Raw genomic sequence first — 26,222 nt, forward strand, 5'->3', positions numbered from 1 at the left:
CAACCGATCCGTCACGACCACCGCCATTCGCGAATCTCGGGTAGATCCTCGAAGTGTTTCCGGATGTAGGCGTCGTGCCGGGTCAATTGGTCCCGGCAGTACTGCCGCAGTTCCTCGGCACCGGCCGGCGCCGTGTGTGCTCGGTCGAGTGCTTCGATCGCCAGGTGGTAGCGACTGATCTTGTTGAGCACCACCATGTCGAACGGTGTTGTGGTAGTTCCTTGTTCGATGAAGCCGCGGACGTGGAATCTCTGCGCGTTCGGACGGCCGTGCAGCAGCTGGTGCACCGCCCGGGGGTAGCCGTGGAAAGCGAAGACGACATCGACCGAGTCGGTGAACAGATCGGCGAACTGATCCTCCGAGAACCCGTGTGGATGATCGGCGACGGGTAGCAGCGCCATCAGATCGATGACGTTGACCACGCGTACTTGCAGCTCGGGTGTCCAGTTACGCAACAGGTCCGCTGCAGCGAGAGTCTCCTCGGTCGGAACGTCGCCGGCGCAGGCCAGCACGATCTCGGGATCGCGCGGAGTAGCGGTGTTCTCGGTACCGGCCCAGTCCCACCGTGAGGCACCGGCTGCTGCATGTGCGCGAGCCTCGGTGAGCGTCAGATACTGGGGATGGCTCTGTTTGTCGACCACCAGCACGTTGACGTGTCCGCGGCTCCGAAAGCAGTGGTCGGCAACGGCGAGAAGAGTATTGGAGTCCGGTGGCAGCCACACACGCACCACATCCGGTGCCAGAGGAATCACCGCGTCGATCAGTCCGGGCCCCTGATGACTGAACCCGTTGTGGTCGTTGCGCCAGCACGTACTGGTGAGCAGTACGTTCAACGAGGCGACGGGTGCTCGCCAGGCCAGAGTGGCCGCATGCTGCAGCCACTTGGTGTGCTGAATCAGCATCGACACGCTCACCATCGCGAAAGCCTCGTAGCTCGCAAACAATCCGTGTCGGCCCGACAACAGGTACGCCTCGAGCCAGCCCTCACACAGATGCTCACTGAGCACCTCCATGACGCGGCCGTCGGCGGCCAGGTTGTCGTCGAACTCGGTGGTCGGCAGCTGCCAGCATCGGTCGGTGGCCTCGAACACGGCCTGCAGACGGTTGCTGGCTGTCTCGTCGGGGCAGAACAGGCGGAAAGTGCCACCGCCGTCGGGTCGTGCGTTGTCGAGGTAGATATCCCGCATCATCTCCCCGAGTACGGTGGTCGTCTCGTGCGAGATGCGTCCCGGGGAGTCGATCGTCAGAGCGTAGTTCTCGAGCTCACGAATGACCAAGGGTTGCAACAGCACACCGCCGTTGGCGTGGGGAGTGGCCCCGAGCCTCTTATCGCCCGTCGGAGTGAGTTCACGGATGTGCGCCGCGGGTACGCCGTTGTCGTCGAAGAGTGATCCGGGATCGTAGGAGAGCAACCACTGCTCGAGCTGCGCCAGATGCGACGGGTTCTCGCGGACGCCGGACAGCGGGACCTGGTGGGCCCAGTGCGTTCCCTCGATCAGCTTGCCGTCCACCTCGTGTGGCCCGGTCCAGCCCTTCGGGGTACGCAAGACGATTGCAGGCCATGCACTTCCGTGGTGCGACTCGCCGCCGCGGGCCGCACGCTGGATTCTCCGAATATCGTCGTGGGCGCGGGCGAGAGCGAACTGTAAGGCCGGGAACACCTCTCGCGGATCGTCGCCCTCGACGAAGATCGGTGCCCAACCCTGACCGCCGAGGTAGTCGGCAATCGCTTGATCGGTGCTGCGCCCGAGCACTGTCGGGCCGGATATCTTGGCGTCGTTGAGATGCAGAATGGGCAGCACTGCGCCGTCACGAACCGGGTTCAGGAACGCCGGGATCTTCCACGAACCCGACAGCGGGCCGGTTTCGGCCTCCCCGTCGCCGACGACACAGGCGACCACCAGATCGGGGTTGTCGAACGCCGCGCCCGCTGCGTGGATCAGGGCATACCCCAGCTCGCCACCCTCGTGGATACTGCCGGGGGTCTGCACGCTCACATGGCTCGGAATGCCACCGGGAGTGGAGAATTGGCGACACAGACGACGCACACCGTCGCTGTCGAGCGAGATGTCGGGATAGATCTCGCTGTACGTGCCTTCGAGATAGGTGTTCGCGACCAACGCCGGGCCACCATGACCGGGACCGGTGACATACAGCCAATCCGAACCGGTTCGGCAGATGAGGCGATTGAGCAGCGTGTAGATCATCGACAGACCGGGGCTGGTGCCCCAGTGCCCGAGCAGTCGGGGCTTGATGTGTTCCACCGTCAGTGGTTGCCGTAGCAATACATTGTCCTGCAGGTAGATCTGGGCGACCGTCAGGTAGTTCGCGGCAGCCCAGTAGCGCAGATCGGCGTCGAGTTCATCGGAGCTGTAGGTGGTCTCGGTGGTGGACGCGGTCATCGGTTCGTGGGTACGACAACGACGGGAACATCGACCGAATGCAGCACTGCGCGGGACGTCGATCCGAGCAGCATCGAGGCGAAGCCGCCCCGGCCGCGGCTACCGACCACGATCAGCTGCGCGCTCTCGGAGGCGCGGACCAGTTCGCGAACGGGTCTGTCCTGAACCACCACCCGGCGGATGGTGACGTCGGGGTAGTCCTCCGACCACCCGGCCAGGCTCTCCGCCAGCGATGTCTTCTCTGCCAGTTCGGAATCGGCCCACGGACCTTCTTCGTCGCGGGTCAGCACGCTCCCGAGCTCGAGGTCGCTCCACGCGTGTACGGCAACGAGGTCGACACCTCGCATCGACGCCTCGCGCAACGCGAATCCGATGGCCGGCTGGCTGTTGGACGTGCAATCCACACCCACGACCACCGGCCCGTCGCTGACCGTGTTCGACTTGATCACTGCAACAGGGCACTTGGCGTGTGACACGACGGCGGTACTGACCGACCCGACCAATCCGCCGGTGAACTCACCGAGGCCTCTCGAACCGACGACGATCAAGGCAGGCGCGACGTCGAAGTGCGTCAGATTTCGTGCAGCCGAGCCATGTTCGAGACGAGTGTCGAGAATCAGCGAATTGCCTGCCGCGGTCTTGTGCGCAACGTCGACCGCAGCGGTCAGGACCCGCTTGGCCTCGACGTCCGGATCTGCGAACGCGCCGATCCGGAGGCTGATGGCATCGCCGTAGGTTCCCGGTGCGAACAGTGACGACGTGACCAACTCGAGCGGGGCGTGGCGTCGTATCGCCTCGCGCGTTGCCCAACGGACCGCGTCGAGCGATGTGGCAGATCCGTCGACTCCGACGACGACCCGACTCGATGCATTCATGTTGTATTCCCGTTCGTTGACTGTCGTGTTCAGGTACACCTCGAGCATGGCCGGTTCGCTGGAGCGCAGACAGAGTCGGAAGTCCCTCGGCTCGAGCCGGAATGCCCTCACTGCTACCCCTGGGGGGTATGTCTTGCTATCGTCGGTGACATGCAGTCAGTGATCCGACGCCGTCGTCCGGGCTTTGCCTCGGCGACCGGATTGTTGATCGCGCTGACGATCCTCGGGGTACTGCTGATGCATTCGGTGACGCCGACCACGTCGGCACAAAGCGAGCATGCGGCCATGGCGTCGGCGACCCACCACGAGGACCCGGTTCAGGTGGCAGTCGGTGAGCACGACTGCCCGTCGGCACATCAGATGATGCATCCGTGCGCGGGAACCACCGTGTCGTGGGCTGCGCTGTCGGTCCCGGTGACGAGCGTCGATGGCGTCCACTCGGTCATGTCGGAGGACGGTATCGGTGGGCGCGTCCATTCCATATCGGAGCGTGCGCCGCCGTGGACTCTGTGGGAGTTGGACAGATCGGTGACCTTGCGAGTGTGACAGGCAGCCCGGTGGACGCACGACCACCGGCGGATCGGCATACCTAGAGCCCTGTTTGCACACTCGTTCAAGGAGATTCACATGCGTACAACACTCGTCGCTTCGCTGGCTGCCGCCACCGTGAGCGCATTCCTCGTCGCTGGCTGCAGTAGCGACACCACGTCGGATTCGTCGACGACGACTACCTCATCGGCTTCCGTTCAGAATTCGGCATCGGCATCGGCATCGGCATCGGCGGAGTTCAACGACGCCGACGTTATGTTCGCGCGGATGATGTACCCGCACCACGCGCAGGCGGTCGACATGGCTGACATGGTCCAAGGTCGCACCGACAATCCGGACGTCGTGGCACTGGCGTCGGCGATCCAAGCCGCGCAGCAACCGGAAATGGACCGGATGACGGCCTGGCTCGCCGAATGGGGTCAGCCCGCACCCCCGTCGGACATGGGTGAGATGAGCGGAATGGACCACAGCTCGGGTATGGGCATGATGTCCCAGCAGGACATGGACGCCCTGACCGGTCTGTCGGGCCCGGAGTTCGACCGTCAGTGGCTGACGATGATGATCGAGCATCACGAGGGCGCGATCGAGATGGCGAACAACGAGATTGCGGACGGCTCGAACCCCGACGCGCAGGAGATGGCCCGCACGATCGTGGCCACGCAACAGCAGGAAATCGACACGATGCAGCGGATGCTCGGCTGATCCGTTGTCGGTACGTTGCCGGGCCGCACCCCAGACCGGGGCGCGGCCCGGCGGGGGACGGCTGCACGCCGTTGCCCTCGAGTACGCTGTGACGCGCGAGGAATTGTGTTCTGCGGGTCGGATCGAGGGAGAGTATCGACGATGTCACGTCCACGGGTCCTGGTCCTCGGCGGCGGCTTCGGCGGGTTGTATGCAACCCGCCGGCTGCACGGTTCGGATGTCGACATCACCGTTCTCGAACGAGGCACCTCTCACGTCTTTCAGCCGCTGCTCTACCAGTGCGCAACCGGCCTCCTCTCCGAGGGCTCGATCGCCAGCCCGTTGCGGCACCTGTTGCGCAAGCAGAAGAACGTGAAGGTGGCGCTCGGTGAAGCGACCTCGGTGACAACCGTGGGCGATGGCGGAGTGGTGACGGCGAGCCGCTTCGACGGGTCGACGTTCGAGTTGCCGTACGACTATCTCGTGGTTGCCGTCGGAATGCAGCAGGCGTATCACGGCCACGACGAATACGTGCAGTGGGCACCGGGCATGAAGACCCTCGACGACGCCTTGGCGATCAGGCGAAAACTGATCTCGGCATTCGAGATGGCCGAGTCCCTGCCCACCCCCGAAGAGCGTCGCCCCTGGCTCACCTTCGCCGTCGCCGGTGGAGGGCCCACCGGAGTCGAATTGGCCGGGCAGATAAGGGAACTCGCCACCCGGGCGCTGGCGAAGGAGTTCGATTCGATCCACCCGTCGGAAGCGCGCGTTCTGCTGTTCCACGGCGGTGACCGAGTGCTCGAATCGTTCCCCGACTCCCTGACGAAGAAGGCTCAGCGCACCCTCGACACGGTCGGAGTCGAAACGCATCTCGGCGTTCACGTCACCGACGTCACGGCCACCGACGTCGAGGTGACGGCCAAGGCCGAACCGAAGACCGTCACACGCCACGACACTCGCACCGTGCTGTGGACCGCAGGCGTCGAAGCGGTTCCGTTCGTGAAGAATCTGGCCGACGCCCTGGGCGTCGAGCAGGACAGGTCCGGGCGGATCGCTGTGCAGCCCGACCTGTCCGTGCCGGGTCACCGCAACGTGTTCGTCGTCGGCGACATCATGGCATTGAACGGTCTCGCCGGTGTCGCCGAAGTGGCGATGCAGGGTGGACGGGCAGCGGGCGCAGCAATCGCAGCAGATGTATCCGGTTCTTCGCGTTCGGATTTCAAGTATCGAGACCTGGGCACTGCCGCCTACATCGCCCGCGGACACGCACTGGTGCAGGCCGGGCCGCTGAAGATGTCGGGATTCCTGGGCTGGGTGTCGTGGGGCGTCATCCACATCGCATTCCTGGCCGGTAAGCGCAACCGAGCTGGAACGCTGATCAACTGGGGAGCAACACTTCTCAGCGGAACACGACGTGAACGGGCAATCACCTACGGCGACCCGGAAACGGCGCGCAAACCGTACAACTGACCTGAGCGCCCACTATTTTCACCCTCGTACGGAATCCCGCTTTCGAGGGCGAATTGTGGACACTCAGATCAGTTGCCGGTGTCGACGGGGTCAGCCGATGCCGGGGATGTAGCCGGGATAGACGAAGTGCCGTGGACCGCCGCCGGGGAGCAAGTGGCCAGTCGAACCCGGGTAGTCCATACTCAGCGGAATGAGCTTGTGCGGGTTGCCGTTCGAGTCGGCCTGCCAGCACTCCAGCAGTACGCCATGGAATCCGGTGCACACGATGCGAGTGCTGTTGCCGTAGGGCGAGGTCAGTCGATTCTCGCTGACGAAGGGATTCCAGTAGTCCGGGTCCTGAGGCGTCAGGAACACTCCGGTGACGTCCTGCGGAGCAGTCGGGCTCGGGTACGGCGGCGCGACGGGCCATTCGTCGGCGTCGGCGGTACCGACTCCGAGTGCGGCAGCACCTGCGACGACAGCAACCGTGACGGCGATACGACGAAACATGGCGCACTCCTGACGTTGGGTTCGCGTCGAATAGACCACACATGGCCGTCGATTGGGAAGCCCTCTTCTGCCCATCGGAGGCGACTCGATCAATACCGTTGGGACTGTGTGCTATTGCGTGCTGCATCCCATCGCTGTCGGATTGCTCGTCGGATCGGCACGAGCGAAGCGCACGGTGGCGTCGACCATCGGTCCGCTCGTACCGTTCGCACTGACGCTGTTCTCGGTGTCGGCACCGGTACCGCCGCGGGTGTTCGGTTGGACGGATGGGACATCCGACGACTATGTGCCGCCCATTGTCTGGCTGTATTCGCCACTTCCCGTCGGCGTTGTCGTAGCGGTGATCGTCATCCTGGTGTGTCTCGTCCTCGGTTCGAGGGCCGAGCGCGAGCATCACGATCGCGTCTCGGATTCGTCCGGTCCATAACGCTCGGGACGTTTGCTCGAGGTAACGTCACCTCATCTTCGGCCGATGTAGAAACTCGACCGGTGTAACTCGACGAAAAGGTGAAACAGCGTGCCACGATCTCGACGACACGGCTTCCAGCGATTCGGTTCGGCTGCGGCCGTCGCCCTCGCAGTGGCGATTCTTCCGACCGCGCTGATGACGCCCGTCGCGTCCGCGGACGAACTGCCCGCGGCAACGACTCAGTCGAGCAACGGCTCGCGAATCGAATCGGTGAACACCCTCGACGGCCGCCAGGTTCAGCTCCAGGTGTACTCCGCGTCGATGAACCGCACCATTCCGGTAACGGTGCAGCGCCCCGCCGACGAGAGCGTGTCGCGTCCGGTGCTGTACCTGCTCAACGGTGCAGGTGGCGGCGAGGATGCCGCATCGTGGCAGTCGCAGACCGACGCCGAGGCCTTCCTGTCGGACAAGAACGCCTACATCGTGACTCCGCAGAAGGGCAAGTGGTCTTACTACACCGACTGGCTGCAGGACGATCCGAAGCTCGGCAGCAATAAGTGGAGCACCTTCCTCGGTGAAGAACTGCCTCCGCTGATCGACGCCCAGTTCGACACCAACGGTCGCCAGTCGCTGGCAGCGTTGTCCATGACGGGCACGTCGGTTCTCAACATCGCAATCAAGTACCCCGGCAAGTTCACCGGTGTCGCGGCATACAGCGGTTGCGCGCAGACCTCGGACCCGATCGGGCAGCAGTTCGTCAAGCTCGTCGTCGAGACGTACGGCGGCGGAAACGTCGAGAACATGTGGGGCCCGCTCGACGGCCCCGTGTGGCGCGAGAACGATCCGCTGCTCAACGCCGAGAAGCTGCGCGGCACCCAGATCTACATGAGCACCGGCAGCGGACTGCCCGGCATCCCGAACGACACCTTCGCCAACCCGCGACTGAAGAACGACCCGGCGACGCTCGCCAACCAGGTCATCGTCGGCGGCGGCATCGAGCTGGCCACCAACTTCTGCACGTCCAACCTGGCCAAGCGTCTCGACCAGCTGGGAATTCCGGCAACTGTCGACTTCCGTCCGGTCGGCAACCACTCCTGGGGCTACTGGCAGGACGACCTGCACAAGTCCTGGCCGTTCCTGGCAGGATCGCTCGGCATCTGATTCATCCTGATCGAAGACGGCCACCCGCACCTCGTGTGCGGGTGGCCGTTTCTCGTTGCGGGGACAGGTATGACTGCGTCCGAATCGAACGTATGATCGAACGATGGCACGACGCGCTCAACCTCGACCCGCGTCTGCCGTGCGTCCGTTCAAGATGCTCAGACCACCACTCAAGGTGTGGATCGATCTGAACGTCCTCTACCCGCTACCGCCACATCACGCGTCGAAGTTCAATCCGGAAGGCTTCGATGTTCGACGCGTGGTCCCGGGGGATCTGGTCGAATGGTCCATCACCGTCGACGGCGATTGGTTGGGTCGCGTCACCTACGAACTGATGTCGCGAGACCGGAGCGAAACCGTCACACACTGGGTGCCCAGCCGGGCGCTGAAACCGCTGTAGAACGAGCGAAAGCCCCGCCTGAAAACGAGGCGGGGCTTTCCGGGTGATCACCTTCAGAAGCTGTGCTTACGCGCCTTCTTGGCGAGCTTGCGGGTGGTGCGCTTCGACGGAACGAACAAATGTGCAGCGCTGCGGCGACGGTTGCGGCGACGGATCAGCACGAATGCGACGGCACCGGCGGCGGCTGCGATGGCGGCGATGATCGGAGTGCCGACCTTCGCGGCCTCGGCCACATCCTCGCTGTCGATGTTGCGGACCGTGGTCTTCACGTCGTCGGCGACGGCGGAGGCCTTCTCGGCTGCCTTGTCGGCGACCTGGGAAGCCTTCTCCTTCACGTCGTCGACGTCGACGTTCTCGACCTTGTCCTGGACGGCGCTCTTGACGTCTGCGGCGGTGTCGGCTGCCTTGTCGGCAACGTCTGCAGCTGCGTGCTTGGCCTGCTTGGCAGCGCCGGCCGCGGAGTCGGCAACGCTCTCTGCGGCGTCGGAAACCTTGTCGGCAGCCTGCTGAGTGTTGGCCTTGGCCTGGTCGGTGGCCCCTTCGGCGCGAAGGCTGTCGTCACCGGTGGCCTCACCGGCCTTCTCCTTCGCAGTCCCGGCCAGTTCTTCTGCCTTGTGCTGAGCCTTGTCGATGAAGTCGGCCATCGGTATCCCTCTTTCGTGTAGGTCGTCTCCGGAATCCGGAGCGGTGACGTCGCGGACGACGCCGGTAAGTATGAGTCGAACTCGACGGTCCGAAACATACGTCCGACCACGGGTGTTTCGGGTCACTACGACGAGTAGCCGTATTTGTGCTGCTCGGCGTGCTGTGACTACTTTGTCGAACGCGGCCACCACGTTCGACGGCGTGCGCGCGTCGCACGTGCTGAGTAGGCCGTCGACAACGAGCGCCGGTCGAAGTCCAGTCCCGACCCTCTCGACGTGAGCAGGATCAGCGCGATGACTCCCGCAGCCCCGACCGCCACGGGAGTCATCGGCTACTGGTTCCGGTTGCGTTGGGCGTGCACCCAACGAAGAGAGTGCGGTTCATGACAGCTCCTGTCTGTGATGTGCTGAAGGCTGCCATTGACACCGCCACCAGTCAATGGCACATTATGTGATGTTAGTCGCGGTGTCGCTGCTCGGTCGGCGTCCGGGCGATGGTGTTCGGTGAGACAGCGAGGCGCGTCGATGAATGCAGATACCTGGCCCGAGGTCGACGGTTCGACCCACGACAACTTCAGGGATGTGCTCATCGTCGGTGCGGGTATTTCGGGAGTCGGAGCCGCGTATCGCTTGCAGGAGATGGCACCGGAGCTCAGCTACGCGATCCTCGAAGGGCGCGAGCGAGCAGGCGGTACCTGGGACCTGTTCCGGTACCCGGGAATTCGTTCGGACAGCGATATCTTCACGTTCTCGTTTCCGCACACGCCTTGGCAGGGAAACACTCTGCTTGCCCATGGCGAAGACATTCGTAACTACATCGTCGATACCGCTCACACCAACGGCATAGACGAGCGCACGCACTTCTCTACCTCCGTCGTTGCGGCGAACTGGGATTCGTCGACCGACCTATGGACCGTCGACACGCTGTCCGACGGCGTTCCGCGAACGTATCGAAGTCGATTCGTGTTCTTGTGTACCGGATACTTCGACTACTCGGGTGGGTACACCCCTGACCTTCCCGGGATGGAGAAGTTCACCGGGCAGGTGGTGCATCCCCAGCAGTGGCCGGAAGGTCTCGACCACACCGGTAAGCGGGTCGTTGTCATCGGAAGTGGCGCGACGGCAATCACTTTGGTGCCTTCGCTCGCGGTCGATGCTGCGTCGGTGACGATGCTGCAGCGTTCTCCCACGTACATTGCGTCCCTGCCGATGACCGACCCGTTCACCACGCTCACTCGGCGTGTACTGCCGGACACTCTGGCACACAGTGCGTTGCGGTGGCGCAATGCACTGTTGATGGTCGGCTCGTATCAGCTGTGTCGACGGGCACCCAAGACGGCCCGCAGGGTGTTCCGAGCAATGACGAAGGCGCAGCTCCCGCGTGGATACGACATCGACAAGCACTTCAAGCCGACGTATGCCCCGTGGGACCAGCGGCTGTGCGTCGTGCCCGACGGCGATCTCTTCAAGGCCCTTCGCACCGGTCGAGCGACCGTGGTGACCGACCGGATAGCCGAGATCACCGCCGACGGGATTCGGTTGGAATCGGGTGACGAGATCCCCGCCGACATCATCGTCACCGCAACGGGGTTGAAGCTCCAGGCCTTCGGCGGAATCGCACTCTCGCTGGACGGTGAGCGACTCGAAGTGCACGACAAGTTCGTCTACAAGGGTCACATGCTCGAGGACGTACCCAACGTTGCATGGTCCATCGGGTACACGAATGCATCGTGGACGCTCAAGGCCGACATGACGGCGCAGGCAGTAGCAAAACTGTTGGTGTACATGCGGTCTCACGGCTACACCCATGCGATCCCGGATCGACAGGGCAAGGCCGTGGACTCTCGTCCGGTCGTCGACCTCGCCTCCGGATACGTCACGCGTTCCTTGAACGAGCTACCCAAATCGGGGACCGAACGTCCCTGGTCGGTGCGGCAGAACTACATTCTCGACAGGATCGACGCACGATTCGACGATCTGACGGAATCGATGACGTTCGGCCGAGCGGACAACGCCCGTGTGGCGGGGGCGGACATCGCGCCCGTATACCGCATCTGGCCGAGAAAGGTCGGCACGCAGTGACTTCCGACATCGACGGTCTGACCCTCGCGCACACCATCCGGGGTGAGGGCCCTACATTGGTGCTCATTCACGGCATCGTGCACAGACAACATGCGTGGGACAGTGTCGTCGACATACTGGCGCGGCATCGACGAGTGGTGACGGTGGACCTGCCCGGCCACGGCGCGTCACCGGACTTGCCCACCGAGGAATTCGATCTGGGGCCGTGGATCGTGGCCGAGTTGGAGCGATTCCTCGAGCACGTGGCGGTGGACGGCGAGAAGCCGCACGTGGCCGGAAATTCGCTGGGCGGTTACTTTGCGCTCGAACTGGCTGCCCGCGGGTCGGTCTCCTCGGCGACCGCCCTGTCACCGGCCGGATTCTTTCGCGGACACTGGGATCAGACCCGGGCGCTCCTCGTGTTCCGACTGTTGCGAGCGTTGTCTCGAGTGATCAGCCCGATCGCACCTACCGTCATGCGTTCGGTCGTCGGCCGCACGATCGCCAACGGCGTGTTCTACGCCAAGCCGTGGCGAGTTCCCGCAGCGACGGCCACGATCGACGCACTCAGCATCACCACCAACCGTGCGATCGACGCAGCCGGAAATGCAGTGCCGCGCTTCAGCATTCCGGTCGACGAGACCGTTCCCGTCACCGTCGCGTGGGGCCGTCGTGACTTGGTTCTGCCGGTCTATCAGGCACCGCTCGTGCGTCGAACCTTTCCGCAGGCCGAAGTGACGACGTACCCGGGTCTCGGGCACGTTCCGATGTCGGACGATCCGGAGCTGGTGGCGTCGATTCTGCTGAGGGGATCACGAGCGGTACCGCAGTCGGCATGAGCGCGGTGGTCAAGGTGGACGGGCGAAGCGACCGGTGGCGCGACCACAGAATCACCCGGCGACGTGAACTGCTCGATCGAACACTGGCAGCGATTCGTGAGCATGGACACGACGTGGGTATGGATGCCATCGCCGCAGCGAACGGTGTCTCGAAAACCGTTCTGTACAAACACTTCGCGGACAAAAAGGGTCTCGCCGACGCTGCGATGGCTCGATACGTCGAGACTGCACTGGTGCCGCGGATCCAGGATGCGATGTCCGAGGACCTCGATGAGTATCACCTCACTCGCGCAGTGATTTCCGCCTACGTCACTACGGTTGCCACAGATCCCGAAATCTACATCTACGTCCATTCCAACAATGCAGTCAGCGGCAACCAGGACATCATCACCGTGTCCGAGGGACTGATCGCGGAGTTACTGTCCTCCGTCATCGCCGACCGATTCCGAGAGCGGGAGTTCTCCACGGGCGGTTCGATGCCCATCGCCTTTGCCATGATCGGCGCGGTGCGGTTGGCGTCGCACTGGTGGATGTTCGACCGGACCATGACGGTCGACGAGCTCATCGACTACCTCACCATGATGGTCTGGGGCGGTATCGCGGGCATAGCGCGCGCTGCGGGATCGGCCGCTATCTTCACCTCGGAGCCGCACACGTTGACGCTCGATAGCTGAGCGCCCTCCTCGACATCAGCGGTCGAACACCGCACGAACGCTTGTGGAATCGGGTACGGACTGGCAGGCCAATCGGACACCGTGCTGCAGTTCGTACTCGTCGAGAGTTTCGTTCGCGAGCATGGTCACGGTGCCTTCGGTGAGTGTGTAAGCGCAACCGCCACATGTTCCTTCGCGGCACACGTACGGCGGGTCGAGACCCAGCTCGAGAAGTCGGTCGAGCAGCTTCGTGTCTGCATTCCAGGTGAACTCGGTCTCCATTCCGTCGATCTCGACCTGAGCGGCCACGGAGTTCGCGCCGGGTTCGTCGGAAATCGACGCGCCCCTGGACTGAAACGGATTCGAGTCGAATGAGGAGAACACCTCGCGGTGTGTTCTGTGCGCCGTCGTACCGGTGCGAGCGAGCCACTCCTCGGCGACGTTCATGTATTGCGTCGGTCCACAGAGGAAGGCCTCGCAGTCGGACGGAGTCGTCACGTTCATCGAGGCCAGTCCGGCAGCGGTGGGTAACCCCGATTCCGAGGTGTACCAGTGGTGAACGTCGAGTCGTTCGGGGAAGCGCGACTGCAGTTCGGTCAGGTGCTCTGCGAAGATCACCGAGCCGCGGTTCTGGTTGGCGTAGACCAGGGTGATTCGATTCTTGTGCTGCAACAGAGCAGTTTTGAGGATCGACATCATCGGGGTGATGCCGCTGCCGGCGGCGATGAGGACGAAATCCACGTCCCAGCCCTCGGGTCCGAACATGCCCGACGGCTTCAGCGCCTTGAGTCGCATCCCAGGAACAGCGTTGTCGTGCAACCAGTGTGATGCCAGACCGTCCTGAATGCGCTTGACGGTCACAGTGGGGAACGGGTCCCGGACCGGAGAGCTGGAGAAGGAGTAGCACCGGGCCACCGATCCGCCGTCCGTGCACGGAATCTCCAGGGTGAGGAATTGTCCCGGCTCGTACCGAAACTGCGCTTCCCGATGCTCGGGAACCAGAAAGCCGAGGGAGATCGCATCTTCGGTCTCGCGGGTCACCTCGGCGATCTCCAACTCGAAGATCCTGTCCTCGGGACCGATGGCAGACGCATCCAGTTCCGCCGGTGGATTACTCCTGAACATCGTCACGTGTGCTCGCTCCCTTGCGCTTTCGGTGTTGGACGCCACTGTCGCACACTTCGCCACTAAATAATAGGCCATTGACAAATGGCGAATAGCGGGTGAGGGTGATGACGTGACTCCGACCACCGACGACGACTACCTGCCTCGCGGCGCTTTCAGGGCCGGGTCTCGGCGAACCCGTCTGGCTGCCTTGATGACTCGGCTGATTCTGCGTCCGATGACGAACCTGCTGCCGACCTCCCGCGGCGGCATCGAGTTCTCTCGACGCCTCGTCGCCACCTCGATGAAGCTGTTCGGTCCCGTTCCGAAGGGCACCGGAGTGGACCTCGTGGCCGAAGGCCCGGTACGCGGCGAGTGGGTGCGAGCACCCGGCCTGTCGCCCGGGCCACGCGTGATCCTCTACATCCACGGCAGTGCGTACGTCATCTGCTCGGCGCGCACACACCGCGGTCTGACCGCACGATTGTCCTCCTCGACCGGCCTGCCGGTGTTCACGGTGGACTACCGGCTGGCTCCGGAACACCCCTTTCCTGCCGCAGCCGACGACCTCGAAGCCGCGTACCGCTGGCTGCTGGGGCAGGGGTACGACGCATCGAACATCGTCATCGCCGGGGACTCTGCCGGCGGACACCTGGCCGCTGACCTGATCATCGAGAACGACCGAACCGGGACGCCGCAGCCGGGAGCATTGGTGTTGTTCTCGCCGTTGATCGATCTCGACTTCGAGCTATCGGCGCGCATGGAACGCACGCGCAAGGACCCGATGATTTCGGCGAAGGCAGCGCGAGGACTCGTGGCGCTGTACACCGACGGCCACGATGCGGATCTCCCGCGTCTCCGGCTCGATCTCGGACGTGTGCGAGAGCTGCCACCGACGCTGATCCAGGTGGGCGGAGCCGAGATGCTCAGGGGCGATGCGCGACACCTGCACTCCATGATCGACGCGGCCGGCGGAGAGAGCGAACTCGAAATCTGGCCCGATCAGATGCACGTGTTCCAAGCTCTCCCGAGGTTGATCCCCGAGGCCGACCGAGCACTAGAGCATGCATCCGCATTCATCGCGTATGCGCTCGACAATCAAGCCCTACAACATGATTCGAAGGAACAGGTATGTCGATGAGAAGCAAGACCGGAAGACCCTCGTACGGGTCGAGAGCGGTAGTGACCGGCGCAGGCAGCGGCATCGGCCGTGCCTTCGCGCTCGAACTCGCCCGGCGCGGAGGCGTCGTCATGTGTGCCGACATCTCGCTACCGCGGGCGCAGGAGACGGTGGCGATGGTGCAGGCTCTCGGCGCGATCGGCTTCGCCGTCGAATGCGATGTATCGATCCGCGAGAACGTCGAGGAACTGGCCCTGCGTGCAAGTATCGAGTTCGACGGACCCACCACGGTGCTCATCAACAACGCAGGCGTCGGAATCGGCGGAAAGCCCGTCGGCAACATCGGTTTCGAGGACTGGAACTGGGCCTTGGGAATCAACCTCTGGGGCGTGATCCACGGCTGCGAGGTGTTCACGCCCGGGCTTCGGGCCGCGGGTGAGGGCGGGATCATCAACGTCGCGTCCGCCGCCGGCTTCGCCGCTGCGCCGCTGATGGGTCCGTACAACGTCGGCAAGGCCGCAGTGATGAGCCTGTCGGAAACGATGGCGGCGGAATTCTCGGGTACCGGTGTGCGGGTGTCGGTTCTGTGTCCCACCTTCGTCAAGACCAACGTTGCCGTCGACGGCCGGATCACCGCGAGTTCGTCCCGACTGGCCGAGTTCGCGATGCGCTGGACCGGACGGTCTCCCGACAAGATCGCTGCCAGAACGCTCGATGCATTCGACCGGGGCCGGCTCTACGTCGTGCCCCAGTTCGACGCCAAAGCCGTCTGGCGGTTCAAGAGATTGCTGCCCGCCGTGTACGTGCGCTTTCTCGGCTTGCTCAATCGTGTGCTGCCCGCCGAGCAGCAGCCGGCGAAGAACGAATCCCTCACCTCGACAACCACAGGAGCCTGACATGGCAATGGACTTCGAAGACATGTTGACCAAGATCAAGGACCGTCAGTGGGCATTGGCGGACATCGACTGGGACGGCCCGGGAGCCGAGACCATCAGCCCCGAACTGCACGCCAAACTCAAGCCCTTCATGTCCGATCTGATGTGGATCGAGAACGTGGGCGCTCGCGGCTTCGCGGCGATGGCGCTCAAGGCACCGAACGAGACTCTCGCGGAGATCTATCGCTACTTCCACGCGGAAGAGCAGAAGCACGCCAACGCCGAGCTCGCTCTCATGCGTCGTTGGGGCATGCTCGACGGTGACCGGATGCCCGAGCCGAACGTCAACGTCAAGCTCGTCATCGACTGGCTCGACAAGCATTCCGACGGGCTGTCTCTGACCGTGCTGGGCACCGTCATACCGATGCTCGAGGTGGCCCTGGACGGCGCGCTGGTGAAGTTCATCATGGACGAGATCGACGATCCGGTGTGTCAGGCCGTGTTCAAGAAGATCAACTCCGACGAATCTCGGCATCTGGCGGTCGATTTCGCGGTCATCGAATTGCTCGGGCATTCCCGGATGCGCAAGCTGGTGGTCGAGACCATCGGTGCTTGGATGAACCCGGCCCTCATCGTCGGATTGCTGCGCTACATCCCACTGCTGAACAAGATGCGCGACAACATCGTCGAGATGGGTGTCGACGAGGAGCGGCTCTACACCGCGATGAAGCGATTCCGCAGTGTGGGGGAGCGTAGCCCCGAGGCGCTCCGCGTGCCGATGTATCGATTCGTGCAGTGGCACAGCAGCATTGTCATCAACCGCAAGCATCCATACCACCGCGTTGCGGATGGCCTGGTGAAGCTCACTCGCCGGTACCCGACCAAGACTCTCAATTCCGAGCCCACCTGGGCCAAGGAACTGACCTACGAGCCCGTCGCATGAGCGATTTCGATGTGCGCGAAGGTGTACTCGACGCCGTGATCGTCGGTGCGGGATTCGCCGGAATCGGTACCGCTATCCGACTGCGCAACAGTGGAATCGAGAATGTCGCGATCCTCGAACGCGGCAGCGCCGTCGGTGGAACCTGGCGCGACAACACTTACCCGGGCGCAGCCTGCGACATACCGTCGAGGCTGTATTCGTACAGTTTCGCGCCCAATCCCAACTGGTCGCACACCTATTCCGGTAGTGGTGAGATTCTCGATTACATCCACACAATGGTGCGTGAGTTCGACATCGGATCGCGTATTCGATTCGGACACAACGTAGTCGACATCATCTGGAACGAGGCGGCCGGGCATTGGCACGTGAGCATCGACGGGCACCCCGATGTTCGGGCGCGCACGGTGGTGATGGCGTCGGGGCCGCTCGCCAATGCCAGCCTGCCGAACATTCGAGGCATCGATACCTACGAGGGACACAAGATCCACAGTGCACGGTGGGATCACGACTACGACTTCGAGGGTAAGAAGGTCGCGGTCGTGGGAACCGGGGCGAGCGCGGTACAGATCGTGCCCGAACTGGTGAAGATCGCCGATACGGTCAAGGTGTTCCAACGCACCCCGGGTTGGACGCTGCCCAGGATCAATCGAAAGGTGCAGGCAGGCACCAAGCATCGATACGCCCGGTACCCGCAGACGCAGGCCCTGGCGCGGTCGCTGTGGTTCTGGGGGCACGAGTCCGTTGCCCTCGGTGTCGTGTGGAAGACCCCGTTGACGCGCATCGTCGAACTGGTCGGGCGCGCGCATCTGCGTCAGCAGGTTCGCGATCCGTGGCTGCGGCGACAGCTGACACCCCGATTCCGGGCCGGCTGCAAGCGATTGCTGATGACCAGCGACTACTACCCGGCCCTGCAGAAGCCGAACTGCACGTTGGTGACCTGGCCGATCGCGACGCTCTCACCCAAGGGCATTCGAACCGTGGAAGGCGTCGAGCATCAGTTCGACGCCATCGTCTTCGCGACCGGGTTCGACGTGTCCAACACCGGAACACCCATTCCGATCACCGGACGCGACAGCCGCGTGCTGGCCGACGAATGGAGCGCGGGAGCCAAGGCGTACAAGAGCATTGCAGTATCGGGCTATCCGAACATGTATTTCACCTTCGGGCCGAATTCCGGCCCGGGACACAGTTCGGCATTGGTGTACATGGAGGCGCAGATCGACTACATCGTCGAGGCGATCTCTCTGGTACTCGAAGGAGATCTGCACAGCGCCGATGTGCGCCAGGACGTCCAGGATGCCTACAACGAGGACATGCAGCGCAAACTGGCGAAGACGACCTGGAATTCCGGTTGCAGCAGTTGGTATCTCACCGAGGACGGCTTCAACGCGACCATGTTCCCGGGTTTCGCCACCCAGTACGTCAACCAACTCAGAGGTGTCGAACAGGGCGATTTCACCATGGTTCCGCGCCGCGTCGACCTGCCGCAGGAACCGGCACAGGTCGTCGCCCACTCCTGAATCGCTCGAGAGCACGCTTGTCGTTTCGATGACGGTCGGATTCGGCTCTTCCTTCCGCCGCGTGGTCGACGTATATCCTGAAGGTCGACGCGCGGCGGAGGTAGGGAGCTCGGTGGAGTATCGAATCGACGACTTGGCCCGAGAGGCCAAGACGACCACTCGCAACGTGCGGGCGTACCAGGAACGCGGGCTGCTGCCGCCGCCCACGCTCCGAGGACGAGTAGGTATTTACAACGACGATCACCTGACTCGATTGAAGGTGATCGACTCGCTGCTTCAGCGGGGGTTCACCTCGGCGCACATAGCCGATTTCCTGTCGGGCTGGGAGCAGGGCAAAGACCTGGAAGAAATCCTGGGCCTGCAGGAAATCGTGACTCGCAAGTGGTCGTCGGCCGAGACCACGGTCATTCCCGTCGAACTGATTGCGCAATTTCTCGGTGAGGACAACGACGACATCGTTGCCCGACTGATCGAAGCGAAACTGATCAGAATCGACGGTGACCAGTGCGAGATTCTCGATCCGACCCTCCTCGAGGTGTTCGTCGACCTGAGTCAGTACGGCTTCACATTGGAACGTCTGCTCGACCAGCACGAGCGGACCGCGTCGAAAATGAACGAAATCGCCGAGTCGATGGTCGGGAGCGTGACCGACCATCTGGCCGCGAAACACGGTCCAGGTTGGCTGCCCAAGTCCGGAGAGGTAGCCGAGACCACCGAGATGTTCGAGAAGATGCGCAGCCTTGCCATGAAATCGGCACAGGCAGAACTGGCGCGCGCACTGGACCGGGTACAGGAACGCGCCCTCGACGATTATCTGTCGGAGACTCTGTCGAAGCGCACGTGACGTGGTTTGAAGCCTGCCACAATCGGACATACCTGCCCTTCGACAGCCGAACGGCGGCTGACCGCCTAAGGGGGCACCAATGAGGTTCGTAACGTTGATCGTTCTGGTTTGGCTGATCATCGGCGCATTTGCGTCGTACCAGCGCGGAGACTTCGAGAATGCGCCCGAGAACTGTGCAGGTGCGGGCACAATCGCCCTCACCGTCGTTGCCGGTCCGCTCAACTACTTCGGAATCAACCCCGAGGTCACGGACTGCAACGTCACCGTGCCGCAGCCCAGCGAGTGATATGAGTCGCTGACCGCGCGCTCGCGGAGCGCCTTCCCTAACCTGGTGAGGTGTTCCGCGGACGCTGGTTGCTGTTTCTCGCCCTGGCGATCCCAGTTGTCCTGGTGTCGTCGGTAGGTGTCGGCGGCTACCTCGCGTTTACGAAAGCTCGGGTGGATCCGCTCGTTGCCGCCGACGCAATCGTGGTGCTCGGCGGCGAACACGACGGACGTGAGGCCTACGGCATTTCGCTCGCCCAACAAGGCCTGGCCACGACAGTGGTGCTGTCCGATCCCTACGGATCCAGCGATCCGACGATGAAGAAGGCCTGCGCGGCGTCCACGTCGCAGTTCGAGGTGTTGTGCATTCCGCCGTCGCCCTCGACCACCCGTGGCGAAGCCATGTTCACCGAAACCCTTGCCCGCGAACGCGGCTGGAACCACGTCATCGTCGTGACGTGGCGATACCACCTCCCGCGGGCTCGCTACATCTTCGATCAGTGCTTCGACGGAACCGTCACGATGCGTCCGACGCCTCGCGCGTACGACTTCTCACTCGTCGAATGGGAGTTCACGTACCTGTACCAAATCGCAGGGTTCGTCAAGGCCGGAGTGCAGGGCTCCTGCCAGGATTCGGAAAGCGACTGACCGGATTCGGTCACAGAATCTTGTGATAGAGCGTCACACCGGACTTCCACGCCAGGAACCCGAACATCACCGCGGCAATTCCACCCACCACGTTCGCGCCGAAGAACAGTGCTGCCGAGCGGTACCGACGATCTCGCGCAAGCCCGATCGTCGCCAGCGTTGTCCCCGCCAGCGGAGCCACCGACGCCAGAAACCCGACCGCCACCACGGAGCGAACAGCATTCGGCGGATCGAGTGCGAACACCAACCCCAGCGCGGCACACGCCACCAGATTCAGTGCCGTCGCCCGTCGCCTCGACCGGAGGGCGAACGAGAACACGAACTGGCACAGAGCCGCGAGTCCGCCGCCGGCCGCCACCAGGATCAACGTCGTCACAGCGTCGGGCTCGTTCGTGCCGGTCTCGTGATCGCAGCCCCGACGGCCATCGCGATCAACGCGAACACCGGCGTCGCCACCAGATAGATCACCGAATTCCACGCCCCGCGATGGGTGACCGCCTGAAACGCATAGAGACCGAACGTCGTCAGACCGCACGCAAGACCGAACAGCCCGGCCCGAGTCACCGGAGCCCGACGACCGGACAGATACCCCAACGCAGCGCCGACGAGCAGACAGCCGAACACATTCACACCGAACGTGGACAACAGCTGCCACCGCGGCGTCGCCCGCCACGTCCACACCTCGTACCGAAGCGCCGCACCGACCGCGCCGCCCACAACGACCGCGACGTACTCCCCGAGCGAGCGACGACGCAGACCGCGACCGTCCATGGAATGCAGGCCCTCGATCACTTGGACGAGCCTAATGCGATCGATACCCCTCGGCTGAGTGAGCCGACGGCGGCAAACCAACCCGAAGCCGACCCTGAGGGGACTCAATGTCACGTTCGGTGGTCCGGAGTGGAGCCTGCGGAACGACCATCGACACTTTTCGGGGGTCAATGTCACGTTGAGTGGACTTTTCGGGGGTCGATGTCACGTCGAGTGGACTTCGGCGGCGGTGGCGGGGCGGGGGAGCGAGGTAAAGTCTTCGTGTGACTGCGGACGAATCGGGGCTCGGACCCCAGCATTTCGATGTGATTGTTGAATGGCGTGATCAGGATGTCGTTCTGTCGGTGTCGGGTGAGTTGGATTTGGTGACGGCTCCTGATCTGTCCGAGTCCGTGGCTCTGGTGCTCGAGAAGTCGCCGTCGGCTGTGGTCATCGATCTCAGCGATGTGGGTTTCCTCGCATCGGCAGGCATGTCGCTGCTGGCTTCGACGCATCAGCAACTGGGCGGTAGTGCCGGGTTTGCCGTGGTGGCGGACGGTCCGGCGACGGGGCGTCCGTTGACTTTGGTCGGGCTCGACGAGGTGTTCGGCATCTATGCGACGGTCGACGAGGCGCTCGTTGCGATTCATGCGGGTAGATCCTGAAGTTTTGGGTAGACGGGATTCATGATGGCGACTCTCTTCGGAGGTGACGACTCACGTACCGACAGTTCGATCTCGACGGCAGGTGCGCGAATGGAAGAACTGCTGTTCACCGACGAGCCTGCCGATGCGGATCGAGCGTCGGAGCTTCGGCGTGAACTCGGTGACTGGTTGAACGAGTTGGGCGTCGACCCGGATCGCGCGTACGACGTCGTGTTGGCGACGTACGAGGCGATAGCGAACAGTGTCGAACATGCGTATCGCGATCACACCGACCGAGGAACCCTCGACATTCGAGTGTTGTGCGGTGCGCAGGGCCGGATCGATGTGAAGGTGACCGACCGCGGCGATTGGGCGACCCGCAATTCCGATCCCAACCGAGGTCGAGGCGTCCCACTGATGCGGGCGCTGGCCGATACTGCGGCGGTGACGTCGGATCAGAACGGCACCACGGTCCACATGATCTGGGACGCGATCGGTACCAGCTGATCGTTGCTGCACACTGACTACATGGTCGATGTGCAGATCGCGACAGCCGAGAAGAAGAAAATAACGGTACCCAACCTACGGGTGTTGTGGCAGTTCGTGCGGCCTCATCGGCGCACCCTGATCCTGGGCATGATGCTCGGCCTGATCGGTACCGGAACGGCGTTGGCTACGCCGATGGTCGCCAAGGGTGTGCTCGACGGACTCGGCACCGACGCGTCGCTGATCGTTCCCGTCGTCGTTCTGGTGGCCCTGTTGGTCGTCGGCTCGGCCGTTCTGTATCTGCAATGGATCGTGCTCGGGGTGTTGGCCGAGCGGATCGTGCTCGACGCACGCAAGTCGATCGTGCGGAAGTATTTCGGTGCCACGGTCGGCAGCCTGAACACTCGGCCCACCGGTGAGTTGGTCACCCGCGTCACCTCGGACACCGTGCTGCTGCGTGAGGCGACGTCGAATGCGCTGGTGGCCATAGTCAACAGCGTCGTGGGTCTGGTGGGTGCGTTGATCCTGATGGCGGTTCTGGATCTGGTGTTGCTGGGCGCGATCGCGGTGGCCATCGTGGCGATCGCAGTGTTGTTCGCCCGGCTGATGCCTCCGATCGCCATCGCGCAGAGGCAATCACAGGAAGCGATCGGACGACTCGGCGGCATTCTCGACGGCACCCTGCGGGCCATCCGAACAGTGAAGTCCAGCAGAGCCGAGACTCGCGAATCCGAACGCGTCATCGCGGAGGCGCGGACCTCCGCTCGGCACAGCGTGCACGCCGTCAAGATCTCGGCTTTGGCGTGGACCTTCGCGGGCGGCGGCGTGCAATTGGCCATCATCGGCATTCTCGGCCTCGGTGGCTACCGCGTCAGCACCGGGGATCTGGCGGTATCCAGCCTGATCGCGTTTCTGCTCTACGCATTTCAGGTCATGAGCCCGGTCTCCACCCTCGCCACCAACATCACCGCGCTCCAGGCGGGTATGGCAGCGGCGGCGCGGATACGTCAGATCGACGACCTCGTCGTCGAAGTGGGAGAGGAAGGTACCCCCGCGCCGACCCGTTCCGTTGTCGACGCTGCTCCGGCACTCGAATTCCGAAGTGTGACTGCCCGTTACGGTCCGGGACGAGAGCCGGCCGTGCGAGGAATCGACCTGGACGTCCCCGCGCGTGGCCACACAGCGATCGTCGGTCCCTCCGGTGCAGGCAAGACCAGCGTGTTCTCTCTGATCCTGCGGTTCCTGACGCCCGAGAGCGGCGAGATACGGCTCGGCGGAACGCCGTACAGCGAGCTCACGATCGACGAGGTGCGCTCTCGACTGTCCTACGTGGAGCAGGAGACGCCGGTGATCCCCGGTTCTGTGCGGGAGAACCTGTTGTTCAGTCACCCGGACGCCAGTGAGGGTGACATCTGGGCGGCGCTCGAGTCGGTGCACCTGGATTCGACCATCCGCGCTCTGGACGAGGGATTGGACACCGACCTGATCGGCTCGACGGTGTCCGGTGGGCAGCGGCAACGAATCGCGTTGGCGCGAGCCATCGTTCGACGCCCACAGATCCTGCTGCTCGACGAGGCGACGGCTCAGGTCGACGGACGCACCGAGGCGGCGATCCACGAGGTGATCCGTTCTATCGCCGAGGATGCTGCCGTCGTCACCATCGCGCATCGGTTGTCCACCGTGCTCGACGCCGACACCATCCTGGTGATGGACGATGGGGTGGTACGCGCACGTGGAACGCATGCGGAGCTCATGGCGTCGGACGAGCTGTATCGAGAACTGGTGGCCGCGTTGAGAATCGGAGACAGCGCGCCCGATCTGGCAGCGGGCCGTCCGTGAGATCTACCGGCCCGACTCGGTGGTCGTGGGCTCGTCGGTCGCGGGCTCGTCGGTCGAGTCCTCGTCGGTGGTGGTCGTGGTAGTTCGGTCCGACCGCTTGGTGGTTGTTCGGGGTGTCCGCGTCGTCGTCTGAGGCCGCTCCGGCGTCGTTGTCGGCGGCTTGGCGGTGGTGGGCACCGCGACCTGCCAGGTGGGCGACGGCGGAACCACGACGATCGCGGACGTCGGAGACGCCTGGACCGAACTGAGGGAGTCCGACCTCAGCGCAGGCGGCCTGACGTCCTGGCTCGAATCGTCGAATGCGCCACCGAGGGCACCGATGACCAGACCCACGGTGACGGCGACTCCGGCACTCGCCACTGCTGCCAACGCGATGACCTTGTCGCGCATGAACAGACCCTAACGCCGTGGCCGCACCCGGGTGGTCGGCAATGATGCGAGAACGTTACCGCAGCGTGCGAATTCGTGGTGGGTCGAAGGTTACGGCTGCGCCAGTCGGAGAACATTCGGCAACGATGCTGCGATCAGCTCGCCGGCTTCCTCGTACACGGACGGGTCGCGCCGGTACGGGTCGCCGATATCCAGCGTCTCGACGCTGTGGACGGCCCGCGCGTCGGCGAGGGCAGCAACCGATCGTGCGCCCGACGCCGCGGCCAGGCTCGACGCCTCGAGCAAGGTGAAGGTGCGACGCATGTGCCGCGGCGACAGCGCGAGCACGGCGTCGCGATGCGACGCGGTCATCGTCAGAACGAGTTCGGCGTCGGCGGTGATCGCCGGAGTGAGGCGTCGAGCCACGAAGCCCTCGGGATCGCCGCCGAGTTGCGACAACACCAACGCGGCCGTCGGGTCCATCGCGTGCCCGGTCAGGCCCTGTGTCCCGGCGCTGCCGGCGGTCAGCTCGAATCCGCCCTCACGGGCGAAGGCGACCGCAAGGCGCTCGGCAGTCGGAGATCGGCAGATGTTGCCGGTGCAGACGAACAGAACTCGCATGCCGCAACTGTAGTGGTGTGGCCGGGTGCCCCAGGGGGCACCTGAACGCACCACTGCGGCGCAGCCGCACCGACGCGCTACAGTGATCAATTGGGGGGATCGAGACTGGTTCGTGACATGAAGTCTCGGCGTGTGTTGACGGGGAAATCGACAAGAGGCAGGTAATGACCGAAGTTCTCGGTGTGTCGGTGGGGGCCAGCGCGGTGCGCATGGCTCGACCCGACCTGCGCCCTCAGGATTCGGGACGCCTCGACTTCCACCACGACACCGTCGACGCCTACTGGGACCGGGCCGAGGAACTGGCCGCCGAGTCCATCGGCGTGGTGCTCTCGCAACCGGGCAGCAGCGGCCCAGTGCAGGCAACCGGCGTGGCGTATCGCGACCAGCAGCAGTTCGGTGAGATCCAGCAGGCCATGGCCGGTCAGCGGCTGTACAACTATCGACTCGTTCCCGAGGCTCGGGCTGCGCTGCAGTACCTCGAAGCGTCGGGCGAGCTGGGGCATTTCGGCACCATCGCGTTGTACGACCTGGGCAGTTCGGGTCTGACGATCAGCGTGATCGACCGCGGTACAGGCCAAGTTCTGCTGGCAGAACGCACCATCGACATCAGCGGCGACGACTTCGATCGCCTGATCGCCGACAACCAGTTGGCCAAGCAGGGCGTCGACATTGCCGACAACCAAGAACTGAGCGCGTTCACCGCGCGGTGCCGGGTCGCCAAGGAACAATTGTCGACGAGCGGCGCTGTATGTCTTCCGGGCGACGGCGGTGTCATCCTGATCTCCCGCGAGGCATTCGAGTCACTGGTGACCGTCCCGATCGAGTACTCCGCTCGCCTGGTTCGAGACGTCATCGGGCGTTCTCCCAAACATGTCGACGCGCTGTTCCTGATCGGCGGCGGCGCCCGAATACCGCTGGTCGGAGCCATACTCGATGCTTGGGTCGGGTTACCCGTCGTCACTCCGGCAGACCCCGAATCGGTTGCGGCCCGAGGAGCGGCACTGCTCGCCACACCGGTCGTCGAGGCACCGCACCAGCCGGTTCCCCAACCGAATGCGCAGTCCAACCCCCAGTCGAATCCGCAGGCGGGCGGTCGGCAGTCCGCGGCCGACCCGGCGTCGCTGACCGGTGCACCCGATTGGTTGACCCCGGAACCCCACTCCGACAAGCCCGCGGATTCGAAGCGCAAGGTGCGCGGTGCCGTACTGGTCGCCGGTGGTCTCGTCGCGGTCGCCGCCCTCGGCCTGTCTCTCGGATACGGGGGTGGGTCGCCGGCCCCGACCAGTGCACCGGCAGATTCACCGGTGCCGATCACCGCAGGTCCCACGACGACCCGGGTCACCCCGACGCCGACGACGCCACCGCCGACCACAACTCCGCCGCCCACGTCCGAGCCCGTTCAGGCTCCGGCTCAGACGTATTCCGAGCCCGAGTACGTGCCGCCCGCGGCACCGGCTCCTGCGCCTGCCCCGGCACCGCTGATCCCCGGTCTGCCGCAGATCCAGCTCCCACAGATTCAGCTGCCGCCGCCTCCGGTCATTCAGCTTCCGCGCTTCTAGCCG

General features: G+C 63.8%; 29 protein-coding genes. 20 read left to right on the forward strand and 9 right to left on the reverse strand.

What is annotated here, in order from left to right:
• Nucleotides 1–11: 11 nt before the first annotated feature.
• Nucleotides 12–2,402 (reverse strand): phosphoketolase family protein, encoded by a 2,391-nt coding sequence (locus tag CH285_RS09210; protein WP_094643414.1) that lies wholly within the window; start codon nt 2,400–2,402, stop codon nt 12–14.
• Entirely contained in the window at nt 2,399–3,277 is an 879-nt protein-coding gene (locus tag CH285_RS09215) for a universal stress protein (protein ID WP_027495586.1), read from the reverse strand. Before CH285_RS09215 ends, CH285_RS09210 begins: the two co-directional genes overlap by 4 nt.
• Before the next feature lie 150 nt (nt 3,278–3,427).
• Between CH285_RS09215 and CH285_RS09220 the strand changes: the two genes are divergently transcribed.
• The 3 genes from CH285_RS09220 to CH285_RS09230 all read left to right on the forward strand — a co-directional run bounded on the left by CH285_RS09220 (nt 3,428) and on the right by CH285_RS09230 (nt 5,977).
• A complete protein-coding gene (locus tag CH285_RS09220; protein WP_057473555.1) occupies nt 3,428–3,823 on the forward strand; it encodes a DUF6153 family protein in 396 nt (131 codons plus the stop codon).
• Between the two features lie 81 nt (nt 3,824–3,904).
• The gene (locus tag CH285_RS09225; protein ID WP_094643415.1) at nt 3,905–4,528 is read left to right on the forward strand and encodes a DUF305 domain-containing protein; all 624 of its coding nucleotides are present in this window, start codon (nt 3,905–3,907) and stop codon (nt 4,526–4,528) included.
• A 141-nt stretch (nt 4,529–4,669) separates the two neighbouring features.
• On the forward strand, nt 4,670–5,977 hold the full coding sequence (locus CH285_RS09230) for an NAD(P)/FAD-dependent oxidoreductase (RefSeq protein WP_094643416.1): 1,308 nt from the start codon (nt 4,670–4,672) through the stop codon (nt 5,975–5,977).
• A gap of 90 nt (nt 5,978–6,067) precedes the next feature.
• On the opposite strand, the gene CH285_RS09235 is transcribed toward CH285_RS09230, so the two are convergent.
• Entirely contained in the window at nt 6,068–6,466 is a 399-nt protein-coding gene (locus CH285_RS09235; RefSeq protein ID WP_032400384.1) for a hypothetical protein, read from the reverse strand.
• Between the two features lie 118 nt (nt 6,467–6,584).
• Here CH285_RS09235 and CH285_RS09240 point away from each other — a divergent pair, with 118 nt between their 5' ends.
• The 3 genes from CH285_RS09240 (at nt 6,585) to CH285_RS09250 (ending at nt 8,436) form a co-directional block, all read left to right on the forward strand.
• Nucleotides 6,585–6,893, forward strand: coding sequence for a hypothetical protein (locus CH285_RS09240; RefSeq protein ID WP_094643417.1), 309 nt, complete (start codon nt 6,585–6,587; stop codon nt 6,891–6,893).
• A gap of 177 nt (nt 6,894–7,070) precedes the next feature.
• Complete coding sequence (locus tag CH285_RS09245) at nt 7,071–8,036, forward strand: alpha/beta hydrolase (protein ID WP_205914390.1); 966 nt, start codon at nt 7,071–7,073, stop codon at nt 8,034–8,036.
• Nucleotides 8,037–8,139: 103 nt separating this feature from the next.
• Nucleotides 8,140–8,436: a hypothetical protein gene (locus tag CH285_RS09250; protein ID WP_027495602.1), complete on the forward strand. Its 297-nt coding sequence runs from the start codon at nt 8,140–8,142 to the stop codon at nt 8,434–8,436.
• Between the two features lie 53 nt (nt 8,437–8,489).
• Here the strand turns inward: CH285_RS09250 and CH285_RS28665 are convergent, their stop codons facing one another.
• The gene (locus tag CH285_RS28665; protein ID WP_063216602.1) at nt 8,490–9,080 is read right to left on the reverse strand and encodes a CsbD family protein; all 591 of its coding nucleotides are present in this window, start codon (nt 9,078–9,080) and stop codon (nt 8,490–8,492) included.
• Nucleotides 9,081–9,605: 525 nt separating this feature from the next.
• Between CH285_RS28665 and CH285_RS09260 the strand changes: the two genes are divergently transcribed.
• From CH285_RS09260 to CH285_RS09270, 3 genes are read left to right on the forward strand one after another with little or no spacing between them, the layout of a single operon-like run.
• Complete coding sequence (locus CH285_RS09260; RefSeq protein WP_094643418.1) at nt 9,606–11,162, forward strand: flavin-containing monooxygenase; 1,557 nt, start codon at nt 9,606–9,608, stop codon at nt 11,160–11,162.
• Nucleotides 11,163–11,179: 17 nt separating this feature from the next.
• Nucleotides 11,180–11,980: an alpha/beta fold hydrolase gene (locus tag CH285_RS09265; protein ID WP_094643524.1), complete on the forward strand. Its 801-nt coding sequence runs from the start codon at nt 11,180–11,182 to the stop codon at nt 11,978–11,980.
• Nucleotides 11,977–12,654 (forward strand): TetR/AcrR family transcriptional regulator, encoded by a 678-nt coding sequence (locus tag CH285_RS09270; RefSeq protein ID WP_051365015.1) that lies wholly within the window; start codon nt 11,977–11,979, stop codon nt 12,652–12,654. Before CH285_RS09265 ends, CH285_RS09270 begins: the two co-directional genes overlap by 4 nt.
• 15 nt (nt 12,655–12,669) lie before the next feature.
• Here CH285_RS09270 and CH285_RS09275 read toward each other — a convergent pair whose 3' ends face one another.
• Nucleotides 12,670–13,758, reverse strand: coding sequence for a ferredoxin--NADP reductase (locus CH285_RS09275; protein ID WP_094643525.1), 1,089 nt, complete (start codon nt 13,756–13,758; stop codon nt 12,670–12,672).
• A 112-nt stretch (nt 13,759–13,870) separates the two neighbouring features.
• Between CH285_RS09275 and CH285_RS09280 the strand changes: the two genes are divergently transcribed.
• From CH285_RS09280 to CH285_RS09310, 7 genes are all read left to right on the forward strand, one after another.
• A complete protein-coding gene (locus CH285_RS09280; protein ID WP_306436726.1) occupies nt 13,871–14,878 on the forward strand; it encodes an alpha/beta hydrolase in 1,008 nt (335 codons plus the stop codon).
• Nucleotides 14,875–15,753, forward strand: a complete 879-nt coding sequence (locus tag CH285_RS09285) for an SDR family NAD(P)-dependent oxidoreductase (protein ID WP_094643419.1) — start codon at nt 14,875–14,877, stop codon at nt 15,751–15,753. The genes CH285_RS09280 and CH285_RS09285 overlap by 4 nt, the downstream gene beginning before the upstream one ends.
• Before the next feature lies 1 nt (nt 15,754).
• Nucleotides 15,755–16,675, forward strand: a complete 921-nt coding sequence (locus CH285_RS09290; RefSeq protein ID WP_032366903.1) for a hypothetical protein — start codon at nt 15,755–15,757, stop codon at nt 16,673–16,675.
• Nucleotides 16,672–18,195: a flavin-containing monooxygenase gene (locus CH285_RS09295; protein ID WP_094643420.1), complete on the forward strand. Its 1,524-nt coding sequence runs from the start codon at nt 16,672–16,674 to the stop codon at nt 18,193–18,195. Before CH285_RS09290 ends, CH285_RS09295 begins: the two co-directional genes overlap by 4 nt.
• 112 nt (nt 18,196–18,307) lie before the next feature.
• Nucleotides 18,308–19,039, forward strand: coding sequence for a MerR family transcriptional regulator (locus tag CH285_RS09300; RefSeq protein WP_027495610.1), 732 nt, complete (start codon nt 18,308–18,310; stop codon nt 19,037–19,039).
• 79 nt (nt 19,040–19,118) lie between these two features.
• Nucleotides 19,119–19,325: a hypothetical protein gene (locus CH285_RS09305; protein ID WP_027495611.1), complete on the forward strand. Its 207-nt coding sequence runs from the start codon at nt 19,119–19,121 to the stop codon at nt 19,323–19,325.
• A 50-nt stretch (nt 19,326–19,375) separates the two neighbouring features.
• On the forward strand, nt 19,376–19,951 hold the full coding sequence (locus tag CH285_RS09310) for a YdcF family protein (protein ID WP_032392264.1): 576 nt from the start codon (nt 19,376–19,378) through the stop codon (nt 19,949–19,951).
• Nucleotides 19,952–19,961: 10 nt separating this feature from the next.
• On the opposite strand, the gene CH285_RS09315 is transcribed toward CH285_RS09310, so the two are convergent.
• A complete protein-coding gene (locus CH285_RS09315; protein WP_032366900.1) occupies nt 19,962–20,327 on the reverse strand; it encodes a CrcB family protein in 366 nt (121 codons plus the stop codon).
• Complete coding sequence (locus CH285_RS09320) at nt 20,324–20,743, reverse strand: FluC/FEX family fluoride channel (RefSeq protein WP_255032514.1); 420 nt, start codon at nt 20,741–20,743, stop codon at nt 20,324–20,326. The genes CH285_RS09315 and CH285_RS09320 overlap by 4 nt, the downstream gene beginning before the upstream one ends.
• A 287-nt stretch (nt 20,744–21,030) precedes the next feature.
• Here CH285_RS09320 and CH285_RS09325 point away from each other — a divergent pair, with 287 nt between their 5' ends.
• From CH285_RS09325 to CH285_RS09335, 3 genes are read left to right on the forward strand one after another with little or no spacing between them, the layout of a single operon-like run.
• The gene (locus CH285_RS09325; RefSeq protein ID WP_032372037.1) at nt 21,031–21,366 is read left to right on the forward strand and encodes an STAS domain-containing protein; all 336 of its coding nucleotides are present in this window, start codon (nt 21,031–21,033) and stop codon (nt 21,364–21,366) included.
• Between the two features lie 21 nt (nt 21,367–21,387).
• Nucleotides 21,388–21,852, forward strand: coding sequence for an ATP-binding protein (locus CH285_RS09330; protein ID WP_027495616.1), 465 nt, complete (start codon nt 21,388–21,390; stop codon nt 21,850–21,852).
• A 21-nt stretch (nt 21,853–21,873) separates the two neighbouring features.
• Nucleotides 21,874–23,670 carry an ABC transporter ATP-binding protein gene (locus CH285_RS09335; protein ID WP_048317518.1) on the forward strand — a complete coding sequence of 599 codons (1,797 nt, stop codon included), beginning with the start codon at nt 21,874–21,876 and terminating at the stop codon, nt 23,668–23,670.
• A gap of 3 nt (nt 23,671–23,673) precedes the next feature.
• On the opposite strand, the gene CH285_RS09340 is transcribed toward CH285_RS09335, so the two are convergent.
• Both CH285_RS09340 and CH285_RS09345 read right to left on the reverse strand, forming a co-directional pair.
• On the reverse strand, nt 23,674–24,060 hold the full coding sequence (locus CH285_RS09340) for a hypothetical protein (RefSeq protein ID WP_048317517.1): 387 nt from the start codon (nt 24,058–24,060) through the stop codon (nt 23,674–23,676).
• 90 nt (nt 24,061–24,150) lie between these two features.
• Nucleotides 24,151–24,660: an arsenate reductase/protein-tyrosine-phosphatase family protein gene (locus CH285_RS09345; protein WP_027495619.1), complete on the reverse strand. Its 510-nt coding sequence runs from the start codon at nt 24,658–24,660 to the stop codon at nt 24,151–24,153.
• Between the two features lie 164 nt (nt 24,661–24,824).
• Here CH285_RS09345 and CH285_RS09350 point away from each other — a divergent pair, with 164 nt between their 5' ends.
• Nucleotides 24,825–26,219: an Hsp70 family protein gene (locus CH285_RS09350; RefSeq protein ID WP_094643421.1), complete on the forward strand. Its 1,395-nt coding sequence runs from the start codon at nt 24,825–24,827 to the stop codon at nt 26,217–26,219.
• Nucleotides 26,220–26,222 lie beyond the last annotated feature (3 nt).

Source organism: Rhodococcus sp. 05-2256-B1, from assembly GCF_002258465.1.
GTDB lineage: Bacteria > Actinomycetota > Actinomycetes > Mycobacteriales > Mycobacteriaceae > Rhodococcoides > Rhodococcoides fascians.

What these genes read in the sequence shown, in the direction of transcription:
- CH285_RS09210 (WP_094643414.1), bottom strand. Translation starts at nt 2,402, where the DNA reads ATGACCGCGTCCACCACCGAGACCACCTACAGCTCCGATGAACTCGAC.
- CH285_RS09215 (WP_027495586.1), bottom strand. Translation starts at nt 3,277, where the DNA reads ATGAATGCATCGAGTCGGGTCGTCGTCGGAGTCGACGGATCTGCCACA.
- CH285_RS09220 (WP_057473555.1), top strand. Translation starts at nt 3,428, where the DNA reads ATGCAGTCAGTGATCCGACGCCGTCGTCCGGGCTTTGCCTCGGCGACC.
- CH285_RS09225 (WP_094643415.1), top strand. Translation starts at nt 3,905, where the DNA reads ATGCGTACAACACTCGTCGCTTCGCTGGCTGCCGCCACCGTGAGCGCA.
- CH285_RS09230 (WP_094643416.1), top strand. Translation starts at nt 4,670, where the DNA reads ATGTCACGTCCACGGGTCCTGGTCCTCGGCGGCGGCTTCGGCGGGTTG.
- CH285_RS09235 (WP_032400384.1), bottom strand. Translation starts at nt 6,466, where the DNA reads ATGTTTCGTCGTATCGCCGTCACGGTTGCTGTCGTCGCAGGTGCTGCC.
- CH285_RS09245 (WP_205914390.1), top strand. Translation starts at nt 7,071, where the DNA reads ATGACGCCCGTCGCGTCCGCGGACGAACTGCCCGCGGCAACGACTCAG.
- CH285_RS09250 (WP_027495602.1), top strand. Translation starts at nt 8,140, where the DNA reads ATGGCACGACGCGCTCAACCTCGACCCGCGTCTGCCGTGCGTCCGTTC.
- CH285_RS28665 (WP_063216602.1), bottom strand. Translation starts at nt 9,080, where the DNA reads ATGGCCGACTTCATCGACAAGGCTCAGCACAAGGCAGAAGAACTGGCC.
- CH285_RS09260 (WP_094643418.1), top strand. Translation starts at nt 9,606, where the DNA reads ATGAATGCAGATACCTGGCCCGAGGTCGACGGTTCGACCCACGACAAC.
- CH285_RS09270 (WP_051365015.1), top strand. Translation starts at nt 11,977, where the DNA reads ATGAGCGCGGTGGTCAAGGTGGACGGGCGAAGCGACCGGTGGCGCGAC.
- CH285_RS09275 (WP_094643525.1), bottom strand. Translation starts at nt 13,758, where the DNA reads ATGTTCAGGAGTAATCCACCGGCGGAACTGGATGCGTCTGCCATCGGT.
- CH285_RS09285 (WP_094643419.1), top strand. Translation starts at nt 14,875, where the DNA reads ATGAGAAGCAAGACCGGAAGACCCTCGTACGGGTCGAGAGCGGTAGTG.
- CH285_RS09290 (WP_032366903.1), top strand. Translation starts at nt 15,755, where the DNA reads ATGGCAATGGACTTCGAAGACATGTTGACCAAGATCAAGGACCGTCAG.
- CH285_RS09295 (WP_094643420.1), top strand. Translation starts at nt 16,672, where the DNA reads ATGAGCGATTTCGATGTGCGCGAAGGTGTACTCGACGCCGTGATCGTC.
- CH285_RS09305 (WP_027495611.1), top strand. Translation starts at nt 19,119, where the DNA reads ATGAGGTTCGTAACGTTGATCGTTCTGGTTTGGCTGATCATCGGCGCA.
- CH285_RS09330 (WP_027495616.1), top strand. Translation starts at nt 21,388, where the DNA reads ATGATGGCGACTCTCTTCGGAGGTGACGACTCACGTACCGACAGTTCG.
- CH285_RS09335 (WP_048317518.1), top strand. Translation starts at nt 21,874, where the DNA reads ATGGTCGATGTGCAGATCGCGACAGCCGAGAAGAAGAAAATAACGGTA.
- CH285_RS09340 (WP_048317517.1), bottom strand. Translation starts at nt 24,060, where the DNA reads ATGCGCGACAAGGTCATCGCGTTGGCAGCAGTGGCGAGTGCCGGAGTC.
- CH285_RS09345 (WP_027495619.1), bottom strand. Translation starts at nt 24,660, where the DNA reads ATGCGAGTTCTGTTCGTCTGCACCGGCAACATCTGCCGATCTCCGACT.
- CH285_RS09350 (WP_094643421.1), top strand. Translation starts at nt 24,825, where the DNA reads ATGACCGAAGTTCTCGGTGTGTCGGTGGGGGCCAGCGCGGTGCGCATG.